Source organism: Pedobacter westerhofensis, assembly GCF_900182595.1.
Classification (GTDB): Bacteria; Bacteroidota; Bacteroidia; order Sphingobacteriales; family Sphingobacteriaceae; genus Pedobacter; species Pedobacter westerhofensis.
On record NZ_FXTN01000004.1, the window covers coordinates 90,213 to 105,691 of the forward strand.

At 44.5% G+C, this 15,479-nt stretch carries 16 protein-coding genes; 9 read left to right on the plus strand and 7 right to left on the minus strand.

Annotated elements, in window-relative coordinates; all coding sequences use genetic code 11:
* Window positions 1-196 precede the first annotated feature (196 nt).
* From FN831_RS08415 to FN831_RS08425, 3 genes are all read right to left on the minus strand, one after another.
* The gene (locus FN831_RS08415; protein ID WP_142527782.1) at window positions 197-1,249 is read right to left on the minus strand and encodes an N-acetylmuramoyl-L-alanine amidase family protein; all 1,053 of its coding nucleotides are present in this window, start codon (window positions 1,247-1,249) and stop codon (window positions 197-199) included.
* A gap of 87 nt (window positions 1,250-1,336) precedes the next feature.
* Window positions 1,337-2,050 (minus strand): DUF4142 domain-containing protein, encoded by a 714-nt coding sequence (locus tag FN831_RS08420; RefSeq protein WP_142527783.1) that lies wholly within the window; start codon window positions 2,048-2,050, stop codon window positions 1,337-1,339.
* A gap of 140 nt (window positions 2,051-2,190) precedes the next feature.
* A complete protein-coding gene (locus FN831_RS08425) occupies window positions 2,191-2,751 on the minus strand; it encodes a DUF4142 domain-containing protein (RefSeq protein WP_185960425.1) in 561 nt (186 codons plus the stop codon).
* A gap of 337 nt (window positions 2,752-3,088) precedes the next feature.
* On the opposite strand from FN831_RS08425, the gene FN831_RS08430 reads away from it, so the two are divergent.
* Window positions 3,089-3,871: an HAD-IIA family hydrolase gene (locus FN831_RS08430; protein ID WP_142527785.1), complete on the plus strand. Its 783-nt coding sequence runs from the start codon at window positions 3,089-3,091 to the stop codon at window positions 3,869-3,871.
* On the opposite strand, the gene FN831_RS08435 is transcribed toward FN831_RS08430, so the two are convergent.
* The 3 genes from FN831_RS08435 to FN831_RS08445 form a co-directional block, all read right to left on the minus strand.
* On the minus strand, window positions 3,872-4,249 hold the full coding sequence (locus FN831_RS08435) for an iron chaperone (RefSeq protein ID WP_142527786.1): 378 nt from the start codon (window positions 4,247-4,249) through the stop codon (window positions 3,872-3,874).
* 19 nt (window positions 4,250-4,268) lie between these two features.
* A complete protein-coding gene (locus tag FN831_RS08440; protein ID WP_142527787.1) occupies window positions 4,269-4,874 on the minus strand; it encodes an acetate uptake transporter in 606 nt (201 codons plus the stop codon).
* A gap of 140 nt (window positions 4,875-5,014) precedes the next feature.
* Window positions 5,015-5,395 carry a DoxX family protein gene (locus tag FN831_RS08445; RefSeq protein WP_142527788.1) on the minus strand — a complete coding sequence of 127 codons (381 nt, stop codon included), beginning with the start codon at window positions 5,393-5,395 and terminating at the stop codon, window positions 5,015-5,017.
* Window positions 5,396-5,578: 183 nt separating this feature from the next.
* Between FN831_RS08445 and FN831_RS08450 the strand changes: the two genes are divergently transcribed.
* The 8 genes from FN831_RS08450 to FN831_RS08485 all read left to right on the plus strand — a co-directional run bounded on the left by FN831_RS08450 (window position 5,579) and on the right by FN831_RS08485 (window position 14,137).
* Window positions 5,579-6,634 (plus strand): AAA family ATPase, encoded by a 1,056-nt coding sequence (locus FN831_RS08450; RefSeq protein ID WP_142527789.1) that lies wholly within the window; start codon window positions 5,579-5,581, stop codon window positions 6,632-6,634.
* A gap of 62 nt (window positions 6,635-6,696) precedes the next feature.
* Window positions 6,697-7,578 (plus strand): DUF58 domain-containing protein, encoded by an 882-nt coding sequence (locus FN831_RS08455; protein ID WP_142527790.1) that lies wholly within the window; start codon window positions 6,697-6,699, stop codon window positions 7,576-7,578.
* Between the two features lie 8 nt (window positions 7,579-7,586).
* Complete coding sequence (locus FN831_RS08460; protein ID WP_185960426.1) at window positions 7,587-8,636, plus strand: BatD family protein; 1,050 nt, start codon at window positions 7,587-7,589, stop codon at window positions 8,634-8,636.
* On the plus strand, window positions 8,629-9,627 hold the full coding sequence (locus FN831_RS08465) for a vWA domain-containing protein (protein WP_221931312.1): 999 nt from the start codon (window positions 8,629-8,631) through the stop codon (window positions 9,625-9,627). Before FN831_RS08460 ends, FN831_RS08465 begins: the two co-directional genes overlap by 8 nt.
* Window positions 9,628-9,631: 4 nt before the next feature.
* Window positions 9,632-10,729, plus strand: coding sequence for a VWA domain-containing protein (locus FN831_RS08470; protein ID WP_142527791.1), 1,098 nt, complete (start codon window positions 9,632-9,634; stop codon window positions 10,727-10,729).
* 54 nt (window positions 10,730-10,783) lie between these two features.
* The gene (locus FN831_RS08475) at window positions 10,784-11,557 is read left to right on the plus strand and encodes a tetratricopeptide repeat protein (protein WP_142527792.1); all 774 of its coding nucleotides are present in this window, start codon (window positions 10,784-10,786) and stop codon (window positions 11,555-11,557) included.
* A 20-nt stretch (window positions 11,558-11,577) separates the two neighbouring features.
* Window positions 11,578-13,377, plus strand: coding sequence for a BatD family protein (locus tag FN831_RS08480; protein WP_142527793.1), 1,800 nt, complete (start codon window positions 11,578-11,580; stop codon window positions 13,375-13,377).
* Window positions 13,367-14,137: an SH3 domain-containing protein gene (locus FN831_RS08485; RefSeq protein ID WP_142527794.1), complete on the plus strand. Its 771-nt coding sequence runs from the start codon at window positions 13,367-13,369 to the stop codon at window positions 14,135-14,137. The genes FN831_RS08480 and FN831_RS08485 overlap by 11 nt, the downstream gene beginning before the upstream one ends.
* Before the next feature lie 23 nt (window positions 14,138-14,160).
* Here the strand turns inward: FN831_RS08485 and FN831_RS08490 are convergent, their stop codons facing one another.
* Window positions 14,161-15,429: a glycosyltransferase gene (locus tag FN831_RS08490; RefSeq protein ID WP_142527795.1), complete on the minus strand. Its 1,269-nt coding sequence runs from the start codon at window positions 15,427-15,429 to the stop codon at window positions 14,161-14,163.
* Window positions 15,430-15,479 lie beyond the last annotated feature (50 nt).

The window sequence follows — 15,479 nt, forward strand, 5'->3', positions numbered from 1 at the left end:
TGGTTCATTGAGATCCCGTTCTCAGATACGCCTTATAATGTTCATGCTTAACAAATCAGGGAGAGTACTGATCAGGTATTGCAGGATGCAGCGGGGAGCTTACCTGACAAGTACAATATAAGCTTTTGGCTTTAAATTATCACCAAATGAGATTAATGAAGTGATTGACAAGATACAGTAACAGGAGCTTGCAAAATTATTTTGTATTGTATTTAGGGGTTGCAGGTACAAAGAATTCCGCTGTGCGCCTTTCTTCTGTCGCTGCTGCATCCGACTTTTTCATTTTTCTGAGCAGTATCGCCATCTGCTCATGGCAGTATGCTGACACATAAGAATCAGGAAATGAAGTAGCTGAGCGTTTGAACAATTCAAAAGCAGATCTGAGTGAAAGGGTATCATTTTTCAAACTCAGCTTTTTTCCTTCGTTATAATCGGACAGCCAGTTCCGTGCGATGCTGTTTGTTCGCTGGGCTTCCTCCAGTACAGGGAAAGGGGGGATCTTTAGAGAGATGTTCTCAGGCCTGACCTCTGTTTGCTTTTGCAAAAAGTACGATTGTATGCCCATCAGGTATGCCTGTGCTTCCGCCTCGTTGTAAGCAGCTTGTTTCAACCGTTGTTCTTCGCCCGGATTAGTAAAGAATGAAGCTTCTGCAAGGACACCGGGAATGCCGTAGCTGTTACGCAATACAGATGATCCCTTTGAAGGAAAAATCACATAGTCTGAAAGCAGGCTCCTGGGGATTGGCCTGCGGTAGAAATATTTCTCGAAAGCCAGGCCAAGGGCTTCTCCAAATGCAACTCCCGCGAGGTTCTCTGAAACAGCGCCGTGAAAATATATGATAGGGAAATTGACAGCAGTGTCAGCCGTTGCGTTGTGATGAATAGAAATCAGGAGATCGGCTTTCTGCTGAACTGCAATTGCAGCACGCTCTTCCAGTTTCACAAGAATATCGGTATCACGCGTAAGGATTACTTTGGCGCCTCTGGCTTCCAGTTTTTTTTTCAGCAGCAAGGCTACACGCAGGTTGATCCATTCTTCCCTCTCACCGTTGATGCCCTGGCGATAGTGATCGGTTGCTGCAGTTCCTCCGTGACCAGGATCTACACAGATAGTCTTGTTGTGAAGCAACAGCGAATCACTTGAAGGGAAACTGTGACTATGTAAGTCGGTTAGTGCTGAAGTATGAACATGTGCCAGGCAACAAAATGAGGACATCAGGAATAATAGCAGCACAAGACAATTCTTCATTACAAAAGGGATTGGGGAGAAAATCGTTTTATAGTTATACTGCAAATTAATAAATGATCCTGAATTATTTACTCAACTCATACGCTTTTACTTCAGCTTCCTGCCTAAAGTGACCGCCTGTTTTTCCTGATTTCTCAAAGCCGGTGCATATTTGCCCACATACGCTTTCAGTGAGGGGTCTGTATACTGAGAAGCCTGTTTAAAAAGAGCCAGCGCTTTCTGCTGCTCCAGTGCGATCATCTTTAAATAAGCCTGATCGAAATCATTTGCGGGCAAGGCAGATAATGTTTTGAGGCCTGGAGTATTGCTTTGCGGTAGCGAAATGCCTTTAGCTACTGCCAGATCTTTCAGTTCATCATTCGCCTTTCCATAGTCCCTGACTACTGTGGAGGCCAGATTTTTTACAGCCCCGTTCTGTGCACTATTAGTCGCCAGGTCGCTCAGTTCAATGACAGACAAGAGCCTGACTGAGGCCTGAGTGATGAAATTTGTATTTTCCCTGTTCCTCTCATCTGCTTCCAGATCCTCGCCGGATATACCGCTTGATGTAGAATTTGCTGTACCCATAGATGGCGGGCCAGCTGAGAAGGGGGTAGTTCCGCTGTTGGCACCTGTTGGGGTAGCACCGGTAAATGTGGTGCCGTCTGTAGGACGCGAGTTTACAGGGTCTGTAGATGAGGTGGATACACCTGAGGTGTTGGATGCTGGAACATAGCTTCCGGCATCATATTTCGGAAGTGAACAGGCCTGTGCAGCAATACCTATTATTGCAGGCAGGACAAAGCTCATTGGGTTTTTCATGGTAATTGGTTTATAGCAGAGGAGAGGATCATCACCATCTTTATCCTATAATGTGTAAGTCGCTTAAAATGTTTTGAATTCGATAAATTCACTGAATCGTACCAGGGTCATTTTTGCATCACTGATATTTCTGTGTAATATTATAATTCGTTTTTGATGGATTTTGCAGAATCAAGCTGCATTTTTAATGCAGGAAGCGTTTTGACGATAAAAGCATTAAAAGCGCTGTCTTTCAAATCTTTTGCTGCCTTTTCAAAGAGGTTGATGTCTTTTTGCTGATTGTCTGCCGCAATGATCATATATCGCCTGTCAAATTCAGCACCTTTCAATTTGCTGAGCTCGTTTATGCGCAACTGCATCCGGGCGGGTATTTCAGCTGGGACCATAATATGTTTGTCTGCAGTAATGTCCATCAATTTCTTTCCTGATTTTGTGTGTTCTTTAATCAGGAGGACACCAAACTTTTTAACTCTCTCATTTTGCGCATTTTCCTGTGCAAGCTGTCCTAAGACCATGTTCATTAAATTCCTGGCTGAAGCCTTTATTGCAAAAGTAGAGACCTTTGTGGTGGCGGTATCTGCCGGATCTGATATATTGGAGTCTGGCTGTTGCGCAGGCAGGCTGTCAGCCGATAGTGAACTGGCGTCGACTGCAGGTTTCGGGTTGGTACTGCAGGCAGTAATCATAAAAAAAACGATCATGACCGAAAGGAATAGATTTGTATTTTTCATCATCATTGCTTCACTCCTTGTAATAAACTATAAATATCGTTGTTTACAGATTATTTTTGTCAAAATAAGCAAATTAAGTGATAACTCTATGTGACTACTGCCACATAATTCAGGCCGTCTGTAGAGAAGATCTTCCCGACTGCCTGCACAGAGCGAAGCAAGAGCCAGGAAGACAAGAAGAATTCAAGCCTCAGTTAGACTGGACAGAAGATAAAATTAATGTCCTTTCTTTATGAAAAGGAGTACACAACGATTATATTCGTGCATCAGTCAAATGTAACGCTCCCTTTAATTATAACAACGAATTATGCAACAAGGACTATTGATAGATATGGATGGTGTCATTTACAATGGCGAGACACTGATCCAGGGTGCTGATACTTTTATAGCAAAGTTAATTAAAGAAGATATCCCTTTCGCTTTCATGACAAATAACAGCCAGCGTACCAGCCTGGAAGTGACCAGAAAGCTGAAACGGCTAGGTATCGAGGTTACCAAAGAACATGTGTACACCAGCGCAATGGCCACAGGTAAATTTCTGGGCGACCAGGGGCATAGCGGAACAGCTTATGTACTGGGTGAAGGAGGCTTACTTACCAGCCTGCATGAGAATGGAATCACGCTCGTAGATACTGATCCGGAGTTTGTTGTCTTGGGCGAAGGCAGGAACTTCACGCTGGAAATGGTGCAGCGTGCTGTGGACATGATTCTGGCGGGTGCAAAATTTATCACCACCAACAGGGACCCCTCTCCAAAGAAACCGGGATGGAACAATCTGGGTATTGCCGCAACCACGGCGATGATCGAAGAGGCGAGTGGGGTGAAAGCATTTGTAATCGGAAAGCCCAGCCCTGTTATGATGCGTTCTGCACGGAAGTTTTTAGGACTGGAAACAGCAGGTACAACCGTAATCGGCGACACGATGGAGACCGATATCCAGGGTGGTGTTCAAATGGGTTACAAAACCATTCTGGTGCTTTCAGGGATTGCCAGTAAGGAACGTCTGGGGAAATATGCATTTAAACCAGACCTGATCGTTGGTTCGGTTGATAAGCTGGAGTTTCCGCTCAAATGGTGGGACATTAAATAATTATTTCTTTTTGGCTTTTGCCAGATTTTCCTTCACCCTGAACCTGACAATTTCCTTAACAAGGTCTAATGGCATGGGCATACCGATAGGGAATTGCACAGAGCCTTTGCCCGTTTTGTACCCGGACAGTTCTTCTTTGAAATGATCTGTCATACCTGATCCGGGGTAAAAGCCGATGTGATGCTGATAACCTGCAAAATGGACGAGGTTTCCCTTCAGTTTATAGGTAGGCATCAGGTAACTGATGGCTTCTTCAGCTTCAGGAGCTGCTTCCCCAATGGTCTTTCTCAGGCTGCTCAGCAGTACCTGAGTTTCCTTCGGGAAAGCAGCTATGTATTCATCAATATTTTTAGGTTTCAACTGATCTGGCGTCATCATACCAAATGTGTCATTGTTTTTATCCTACAGTAGATTTTACCGGCCCTATCGGCAGCACTACGCGGCCGTAGACCTCATTCAGCACATTAGCGATGCCAGTGTAAATTGCTGAGGCGCCGCAGATAATTCCTTCGTATCCGGCCAGATGGTCAATTGCAGGATTACCTGTTACTTTACCTGCAACCAATAAGAAGAACAGGATGGTGAGAGAGCCGAACACAAATTGAAGTGCGCGGTTTAACCTGAGTGTACCGAAGAACAGCAGGAATGTGAAAACACCCCAGATGCTTAGATATGCAGCCATCGCTCCGGCAGTTGTTGGGGCTGCCCAGCCCAGTTTCGGCATTACGATCAGTCCAACCAGCGAAAGCCAGAAGAAACCGTAAGAGGTAAAAGCAGTAAGGCCGAAAGTATTGTTCTTCTTTGCTTCGATAATTCCGGCGATCACCTGGGCCAGTCCGCCGTAAAAAATGCCCATGGCCAGGATCATCGAGTTCATTTCAAAAAAACCGGCATTATGAATGTTCAGCAGCACTGTAGTCATTCCGAAAGCACAAAGTCCTAATGGTGCTGGATTGGCGGTCTCGTTTACAACGGCCACAATTTGGGGAGTAGGTTCTGTCATACAGGTAAATTGGTTCGCAAAAAGATTGCGGTGATCTGATATTTGGTTAAAGTTCTAATGATAAATATAATATGATCAGCCTTCTTTTATTGTAACATATTTGAGACTTCGCTTTGCTGACCGGACTGCCCGTCATACGATCAGAGTTTTGCCTCCTGCAGTTGATGATACGTCACATAGGATATGAGCAGAATGACAAAAAATACCAGTGGAAAATACCACATGGACGCCATCCCGTCGACAGCAAGGTGAGCGATCACTGCGGAGAGAAAATCAATACCAAAAGCAACATAAGCCCATTCTTTAATCCTTTTTGGAAACAAGGGAAGGATCAGTATTACTGCGCCGATAAACTTGCCGACACTTACTTCATAGTGAAACCATAAAGGAAGTCCGAGATGTGCAGTTCCATCCAGTGCCTCTTTGCTGTTCATGAAAAAAATGCCGGGTAAAGTGAAAGCAGCCAGGATACCCGTGCTTACCCAATAAATGATTTTAGTGGTTTTGTTTGTCGAACTCATACAAGATTTTTTAAGGTATGATAAATATATCGCGCTGAATATTGCTTTTTGCGGTGCGAAAGTGACAATGAGAAGGGCTGAATGAGACAAATTTTAACACTTTTTAACATTTATATCTGATATTTTTTTGGTGAAAAATGGATATACTGATTAAGTTTGCCTATCTAAAAAATTAAAGGATTAATGGAAGAATTAAAGAGTAATACGGAGCATCAGTCATCGGATGCTATATCTGCTAATTCATCGTATTCGACAGATATCAGGGCTATCAATGAAATGATTCAGCGTGAAAGTGCCTTTGTTGACCTTCTGAAAATGGAGATGGATAAGGTGATCGTTGGTCAGAAATATATGGTAGAACGCCTCCTGATTGGTTTACTTGCTGATGGACATATTTTGCTGGAAGGTGTTCCGGGTTTGGCGAAAACCCTGGCGATCAATACGCTGGCCAAAGCGATACAAGCTGATTTCAGCCGTATTCAGTTCACTCCCGATCTTTTACCGGCGGATTTGATCGGTACGATGATCTACAATCAGAAAAAAGAAGAATTTGTGGTGAGACAGGGACCTGTATTTTCAAATTTTATCCTTGCTGATGAGATCAACCGTGCGCCGGCAAAGGTGCAGAGCGCGCTGCTTGAAGCCATGCAGGAAAGACAGGTAACGATTGGTGACCAGACCTTTCCTCTGCCAACGCCCTTCCTGGTACTGGCTACCCAGAACCCGATCGAACAGGAGGGAACTTACCCGCTGCCGGAAGCTCAGGTTGACCGCTTTATGCTTAAAGTGGTGATCGGCTATCCTACTAAGGAAGATGAAAAAAGAATTGTAAGAGCAAATATTGCCCCTGGCGGAATGTTAAAGCCTAACGCTATAGTACATCCTGATGATATCATCCGGGCTCGTAAAGTAGTGAAAGAAGTGTATATGGATGAAAAGATTGAACAGTATATAATTGATATTGTGTTTGCCACGCGCTTCCCGGATCAGTATAAACTGGATAATTATAAAAACCTGATCAGTTTTGGGGCTTCGCCAAGAGCAAGTATCAACCTGGCACTGGCATCAAAGGCTTACGCTTTTATCAAAAGGAGGGGATATGTGATCCCTGAAGATGTAAGAGCAATTTGTCATGATGTCCTCAGGCACCGTATAGGCTTAACTTATGAGGCTGAAGCAGAAAATATGACCACTGAAGATATCATTACAGGGATATTAAACGCTGTAGAAGTACCTTAAAGCGTTGGGGCTGAATTATTCAGTATTATCATTTTAAATTAACCTGGAATCACCTCTGGATTATGGCAAGAGACACCAAAGAGCTGCTGAAGAAAGTACGGAAGATTGAGATTAAAACCCGCGGACTGAGCAACCACCTGTTTTCGGGCGAGTACCATTCTGCCTTTAAGGGAAGAGGTATGGCCTTCAATGAAGTGCGTGAGTACCAGGCAGGGGACGAAATCAGAACGATCGACTGGAATGTGACGGCGCGTTTTAATCATCCTTATGTGAAGGTTTTTGACGAGGAAAGGGAGCTTACAGTGATGTTGCTGATGGATGTGAGTGCTTCTGAAAACTTTGGTACACAGAACCAGCAGAAACAGGACCTTGCAACGGAGCTATGTGCGGTACTTGCTTTTTCGGCGATACAGAACAATGATAAGGTGGGAGTAATCTTCTTTAGTGACCGTGTCGAAAAGTTTATACCACCTAAAAAGGGCCGAAGCCATATCCTCATGATCATCAGGGAGCTGATCGATTTTAAGCCGCAAAGCAAAGGAACTGATGTAGCCGAGGCATTGCGATATTTTACCAGTGCGATCAAAAAAAAGTGTACAGCATTTATCCTGTCGGATTTTATGAGCCCCAGCTTTGAACAGCAGCTTAAACTGGCCAATAAAAAACACGATGTCATCGCTCTGCGCTTATACGATAAAACCGAGGAGGAGTTCCCTGACCTTGGACTGATCCCGGTAAAAGATGAGGAATCCGGTTTGATCTCCTGGATCAATACAGGCGATAGAGCCGTGAGGATCGCCTTTAAAGCAGAGGCACTGAAAAGAAATGCAGGCTTAAAGGATGTTTTTAGTAAATCGGGAGTAGACTTTACGTCAATTGGCACACATGAATCTTATATTACGCCATTAAGAACATTATTTAAAAAGCGGGAACGCAAACGTTAACAAACGATATGACCAAGCCTTTTATTCATTATATCCTGGGTTTACTGCTCTGCCTGTCCTGTTTTACCACAGGAGCGCTAGCGCAGGCGATCTCAAAGCTTGACCAGTCTGCGATCCGCATAGGGGATCAGACCAAACTGCATCTGACGGTTTACCAGCTGGCAAAGGACCAGTTTGTTTTTCCGGCTCTTGCGGATACGCTGAGCGGAGGAAAGCTGCAGGTGATCAGCAGCGGTAAGCAGGATACCATTCGCGACCAGAATGATCCCGAAAAGATTACGGTAACTAAAAGCTTCATCATCACAGGTTTCGATGCCGGTACATACACTATTCCTGCATTTGAATTCCGCGGGAAAACAGGTTCGCTGAAAAGCAGCGCGCTGAACCTGGTAGTACAATCTGTAAAGGTAGATACTACTAAAAGTATTTTCGATATTAAGCAACCGCTGGCAGTGTCTTATACTTTTGGCGACTGGATGAGGGACAACTGGCAACTGGTACTGTTCCCTTTGCTGGCTGTAGTGCTGATTGCAGCAGGTATATATTATTGGATCAGACAAAAAAAAACTCAGCCTCTGAGGGAGCTGATCGTACCTGTTTTGCCGCCACATACGATAGCGCTGAATCAGCTTACAGCGCTGAAAGATAAAAAACTCTGGCAGCAGGAACGTGTAAAAGAATATTACAGCGAGCTGAGTGATGTGATGCGTGAATATCTTGAAAAACGATATGCGATTAAAGCGCTGGAAAAAACAACTGATGAAATTCTTGCCGGTTTAAGGCATGCTGATATCACCACTGAAAACAGGAGCATGCTTCAGCAGCTTTTAACTTTGGCCGATCTCGTGAAATTTGCAAAGGAAAAACCAGTTGCAATAGAGAATGAACGCAGTATTGAGGATGCCGTATTGTTTGTATCCAGTACAAGAAAAATGGTGACAGAAGCCCCGGGCGTTCCGCTGAATGAACAGTATTTAAGCCGTAAAGTGACAGATCAACCTGGTAATGATCAGTCAAATCAACCAGGAGAACATAAAACCGGAGGTATAGGTGTTTAGTGAGATAGAATTTGCAAACCCGGGATTTTTCTGGCTGCTGCTGCTGATTCCGGCAACGGTGGCCTGGTACATCTGGCGGGAACAGAAATTACAGGGAAGCCTGAGCGTATCTGCTGTAAAAGGTTTTGCCCTGCCGGTGAAAAGTATTGTCCCACGCCTCCGGCACCTGGGGATTATCCTGAGGTCCCTGGCCTTGCTGGCGCTGATTATTGCATTGGCGCGACCGCAATCGGCATTGAGCTGGCAGAATTCTACTACCCAGGGTATTGATATTGTGATCGCTTCTGATATTTCAGGCAGTATGCTGGCCGAGGATTTTAAGCCCAACAGGCTGGAAGCCGGAAAAAATATCGCAATTGATTTTATCAAAGACCGTCCTGATGACCGGATCGGGCTGGTGATCTTTAGCGGCGAAGCCTTTACGCAATGCCCGCTGACGATTGATCATGATGTGCTGGTTAACTTGTTTGGCGCCATCAAAAATGGTATGGTGGATGATGGTACTGCAATCGGCATGGGACTGGCAACGGCCGTAAACCGGTTAAAGGACAGTGAAGCCAAAAGCAAGGTGGTGATCCTGCTGACAGATGGTTCCAATAATGCAGGTTCTATTCCGCCCGTAACCGCCGCAGAGATTGCCAAACAGTTTAATGTGCGGGTGTATACCGTGGGAATCGGTACAAGGGGCTATGCTCCTTACCCGGTGCAAACCTCAATGGGCGTGCGGTACCAGAATATGCCGGTCGACGTGGATGAAGGGACACTGACGAAGATTGCCCGGGTTACCGGAGGAAAATATTTCAGGGCAACAGACAATGAAAAGCTGAAGAGCATTTATGAGCAGATCGACCAGCTGGAAAAAGCTAAGATAGACGTCACGCAGTACCACGAAAAAACAGAAAGCTTTCTGCCCTTTGCGATCATTGCTCTGTGGTTATTATTAATCGAGTTTATACTTAAAAATACTTTGCTCAAAGGGGCTTTAACATAACAAGATGCTACGTTTTGCACATATAGAATTTTTGTGGGGACTGGCAGCTGTCCCCTTACTGGCGGCACTGTTTTACGCGGTAAGCAGCTGGAAGAAGAAGGCTGTAGCGCGGTTGGGCGACAGGAAAGTGGTGGATTTGATTATCCCTGAGGTATCTTTCTCCAGGCCATGGATCAAGTTTATCCTGTTTGCTGTTGCTTATGCCATGCTGGTAGTAGGCATTGCAGATCCGCGGATGGGCTCCAAACTGGAAGAAGTAAAACAAAAAAGCGCAGACCTGATGATTTTGCTGGATGTTTCTAACAGCATGCTGGCGAAGGACATTGCACCAAGCAGGCTCGAAAATGCAAAGCGGTCTATCGCACAACTGATCGATAATTTGCACAACGACCGTATCGGTATCATCGTTTTTGCGGGCGAAGCCTATGTTCAGCTGCCTGTTACTACCGACTATTCCGCCGCAAAATTATTTTTGAACACCATCACTACCGATATGGTGCCCACGCAGGGTACAGCAATAGGTGCCGCAATCGATCTGGGCATGCGTTCTTTTGATTTCAAGAATGGTACCGGTAAAGCGATGATCGTAATCACAGATGGTGAAAACCACGAAGATGATGCTGTGGCCGCTGCAAAAAGTGCTGCGGATAAGGACGTGATGATCAATGTGATCGGTATCGGTTCGCTGGAAGGTGCACCGGTACCTGTTTATGAAAATGGTAAAGAAACAGGCTTCCACACAGATAGCCTTGGAAAACCGGTGGTAAGCAAGCTGAATGAAGAGATGGGCAAAGAAGTTGCCATTGCCGGAAAAGGAGCATACGTAAGGGCTACGAATGCAAACAGCGGAATGGGCATTGTGATGGACCAGATTGCCAGGGTGCAGCGTAAAACGGTAGATTCCAGGAACTATAAAGATTATGAAGACCGCTTTCAGTTCTTTCTCGGCCTTGCATTTCTTTTGCTGATCGTGGAGTTCTTTATCTCTAACCGTAAAAGTTTGAGGTTAAGCAACGTGAGGTTATTTGAAGTAAAATCACCTACACCGGCGGCAGGGACAGGGCCCACGCAGAACAGGATCAATACGGGTAAAAGCAGATAGTCTTTAAACGAGGATGAATACTTTGAAAAACACATTATTACGTTAAAAAGGAACATGAAGTATTTAGTGATCATATTATTATTTTTATTACAGGGGCCGTTGCTTTTTGCTCAGCAGGGGAAGCGTTATATTAAAAAAGGTAATGATCTGTATAAACAGCAGAACTATGCCGAGGCCGAAGCTAATTACCGCAAATCGGTGGCGCAGAAAAATCAGGAGCCTCAGAAAGGCCAGCCACTGGAAGGTAATTTTAACCTGGGTGATGCCCTGTATAAACAAAAGAAATTTGCAGATGCACGCGGGCAGTTTACACAGATTGCTGAAGGTGCAAATCAAAGCAAAGCAGTAAAAGCGCAGGCTTATCATAATCTTGGCAATTCATATCTGAATGACAAAAAGCTGGAAGAAGGAATTGCGGCCTATAAAAAGGCTTTGCTGAATAATCCGAAGGATGAAGAAACGCGCTACAATCTTGCTTACGCACAGGAGATGTTGAAAAAGCAACAGAATAAAGATAAGAAGGACAATAAAGATCAGAAAAACAAAGACAACAAAGACAATAAGGATAACAAAGACAATAAGGACAACAAAGAGAATAAGGATAAAGACAAGGATAAAGACAAGGATAAAAAGGACCAGCCCAAGGACAATAAAGACCCTGGCAAAAAGGATCAGGGCCAGGAACCTAAACCACAGCCGGGACAGTTATCAAAAGAAGATGCACAGCGAATGCTGGATGCGATGAACAATAATGAGAAGCAGACCCAGGATAAACTGAAGAACAAGAAGTTTAAAGGGGAAAAAGTACGCGTCGCTAAAGACTGGTAACCGCTGTAATGTATAAAAGAATGAAGACCCGATATTATATCACACTGCTGCTGCTCCTTTGCACAAACTTTTTGTTTGCGCAGGACGCGCGGTTTACAGCATCCGTGAGTTCAACACAGGTAGGTACAGGAGAGCAGTTTGAAGTAACGTTTTCTGTAAATGGCAATGGAGACCGTTTCACGCCGCCAGACTTTAATGGATTCCAGGTACTTTCAGGCCCCAATGTATCCAACAGTATTACTTCCATCAACGGGAATACTACAGTGAGCAATGCTTACAGCTATATCCTTGCTGCTGTGAAGGAGGGTACAATAACGATTGGTACGGCAAGTATGGTGGTCAACGGCCGCCGCCTGCAGACCAGTCCTATCCGCATGACGGTGGTAAAAGGGCAGCCGGTGCAGCAAAATAATCAGGCACAGAATGCGCCGGATAACAGCATTGCTGAAGAAGCTCCTGCGGATCTTTCCAAATCGCTTTTTATCCGCGCTGTTGCCGATCAAACCACTGTATATCAGGGCCAGCAAATCGTCCTCACTTACAGGCTATATACCAGGGTGGGGATTGTGGACAGCAGGCTTGATAAACTACCTGATCTGACGGGGTTTTGGAGCCAGGAAGTAAAAGACAATCAGCAGCAGGCGCAGTGGCGTGTGGAAACCTATAAGGGACAGAAGTATAATGTTGCCGATGTAAGGCAAAGCATTTTGTTCGCAGAACATTCGGGAAATATCACGATCGACCCATTTGAAATGACTTTTATTGCCCGGGTAACTGCACCTGCCAGGGATATTATGGACCAGTTTTTTGGCTCTTATAAGGATGTGAAGTATGCTGTGAAAAGCCCGCCGCTGGTGATCCATGTAAAACCACTGCCGGAAAATGGTAAGCCGGCAGGCTTTACCGGCGCTGTAGGTAATTTCATTATGAGCACTGATGTGGATAAAACCGAGCTGAAAGCCAACGAATCGCTTACCTACAAGGTTAAGGTTTCTGGCTCTGGCAATATCAAACTGCTGAAGGACCTGAATGTGAACTTTCCGCCCGATTTTGAAAAGTACGATCCAAAAATCACGGATACGGTTACAGAAAGTACAAAGGGCGTTTCTGGCAGCAGGTTATATACTTTTCTTGTTATTCCCCGGCACCAGGGAGATTTTAAAATAGATCCTTTAAAGTTTTCGTATTTCAATCCCTCAACAGGCAGATATGTGGTACTGCCGGGCAAAACATTCAGTATCAAAGTGAACAGGGGCACTGCCGAAAGTAATGTCACTGCATTTTCTGCCGTCAATAAGGAAGATGTAAAAGTGCTGGATAAAGACATCAGGTATATCAAAACCGGAGAGCCCGGACTGAGCCGCAAAGGGGAAGGTTTTTATAGCTCTCCCTGGTATTTCCTGCTGCTTGCTGCGGGACCCCTGGCCTGTGTTGCCGCCTTTATCTATAGAAACCGGGAGCGCAGAAACAACAGTGATGTAGTAAAGGTGAAAAGCCGTAAGGCCGGAAAAGTTGCAGCGCGGCATCTGGCAATTGCAGAAAAACTGCTGGGCAACCGTAATGAATTTTACGAGGCGATATTTAAGGGCTTATATGGATATCTGAGCGACAAGCTGAATATATCTATGGCCGACCTGAACAGGGAAACGATATCCTCCGCTTTAAACAACAGAATGATTGATCAGAATCTGGTCGCTCAGCTGCTGGAAACACTGGATATCTGCGAGATGGCGCGTTATTCCCCGGTAACCTCGATGTCTGAGCAGGAGGTACTGGAGAAAGCCAAAACAATTATTAACCGTATTGAAGATGAGATTTAAAAATATCATACCGGTTTTGTGTTTATGGACAGTGATTTTACTGCCCCTGTGCTCGTCAGCTAATGAGCAGTCAGAGGATCTGTTTACACGGGCCAATGCCTTATATGCAAAAGCACAGTACCAGCAGGCGCTGAACAGTTATCAAAAGATTATTGCAGCTGGAGAACATTCTGCGGCAGTATATTTCAATATGGGCAATGCCAATTATAAACTGGGTGATCTTCCCTCCGCATTGCTGTATTATGAAAGGGCGCACCGGCTTTCGCCCAATGATGAAGATATCAATGCGAATATCAGGCTGGCCAATTCCAAAACCCGTGATAAAATAGAGGAGCTCCCTGAGTTTTTCCTGAGCAGATGGTGGACATCTGTGTATCTTAGCTTTTCAGCCAATGTTTTTGCTGTATGCGGTGTAGTCCTGTTGCTGGCAGCCTCTGCTTTTCTGATAGTTTACTTTTTTGCTCATCGCATAACCATTAAGAAGCCTTCATTTTTTATTGCGGTAACTTTCTTTGCGCTGGGTTTTTGTGCCATTTTTATGCTCAGCCAGCAGATCAGCTATTTTGACCAGAAACATGCGATTGTATTCAATAGTCCCGTATATGTGAAGAGCGCACCTGCAGAAACAGCGCGTGACCTGTTGCTGATACACGAAGGGGTAAAGGTTACTGTTCTTGAAGACAAGCAACAATGGCTGCGGGTAAGGCTGGCCAATGGCAGTGAGGGATGGATGAAAGCCGCTGATCTGAAAGAGATCTGATCAGCTTTTCATATTCAATTTGATCAGTCTTCCTGATCCAGTAATTCTCTGATGTATTTCAGGCTCAGTGCGAGTGAATCATAGCTTTTCAGATCTTCGGCTAAATTCACAATGTTGTTCTTGTAGATCCTATTTTGAAGAATCTCCTGAACTGCGTCATAAATAGCTTTTGCGCCCGGCTTCTCGGTTTTCAAATCGATTCCTATTTTAAAATAACCAATTCTTGCACAGACCTCGTTTTTCCCTTCGTGTACGCCTGCAGCAACTAATGGCAGCCTGTTCTGAATACTCAGTATCGTGCCGCCGTAACCGCCGTTGGTAATATAGGCACTGGCATAAGGCATTACATCAGCATATGGGATGTAATCTTCTATAATCAGATTGTTTGCAGCATATTTTTCTTTGAGCTGTGCAGTACCTTTACCTCCCGTTGTTGCGATTACCAGGGTATCTGTGTTGATGAAAGCCTGCAGGGTAGGCTCGATTAATTTTGCAGTATCAGATTCTACAGTGCCCTGGGTGACGAAGACGATCCTGTCATACTCGTTCAGCCGTTGGTCATACCATTTCCTTTCAGTAACGGCTTTTACATAAGGTGGGAGTGCCCCGACATACCGGATATTATGTCCAAGATGATCATGCTGGTATTCAAATTTAGGGCTTCCGATTTGCAGGTATAGATTTGCCTGCCGGGTCAGAAAGGATAAAATGTTCACGATTTCAGCTTTTTTAAAGGGAACCCCCTGCGCTGTAAGTAATTCAGCATAAGGGTTACTGCCATCTTTAAAGTTGATAGGGTTGCCGGTATCTGTCTGAGATGTTTTAGCGGTTCCTCCTTCGTCTTCTGCGAGAGGGATCACGCCTACAGACACCACTGGTACTTGAAACTTATATCTGATCAGGGGAATGGAAAGATAAGCACAGGTGGTGATCACCAGGTCGAAAGGGAATGACCGATAGATATCTTGTATATCATCAAATGAATCTTTGGCTGTTTTTACCAATATTTTTTGATATATCTTATGTTTTTCAACCGGATCGTTCACTGTAGCTAATTCGGGATACTGCTTTCTTACAGTCTCACTGTTAGTATCATTGGATTTGCTGATCGGATAGTAATCAATACCTAAGCTCTTCATTCTGGCATCGAAATGATCAGATAAATAAAACCTTACGTCACAACCCTGTTCCTGTAAATATTTGGCAAGTCCGGTAAGCGGGTTTATGTGTCCTTCAGAAGAGTAAGTTGCAAATAAAATTTTTTTTGATTCTAATTTACTGTTTGTCATCATCTCAATAAGATATATCAATGATACAAAGTCGGCTGATTTTTATTCAATAG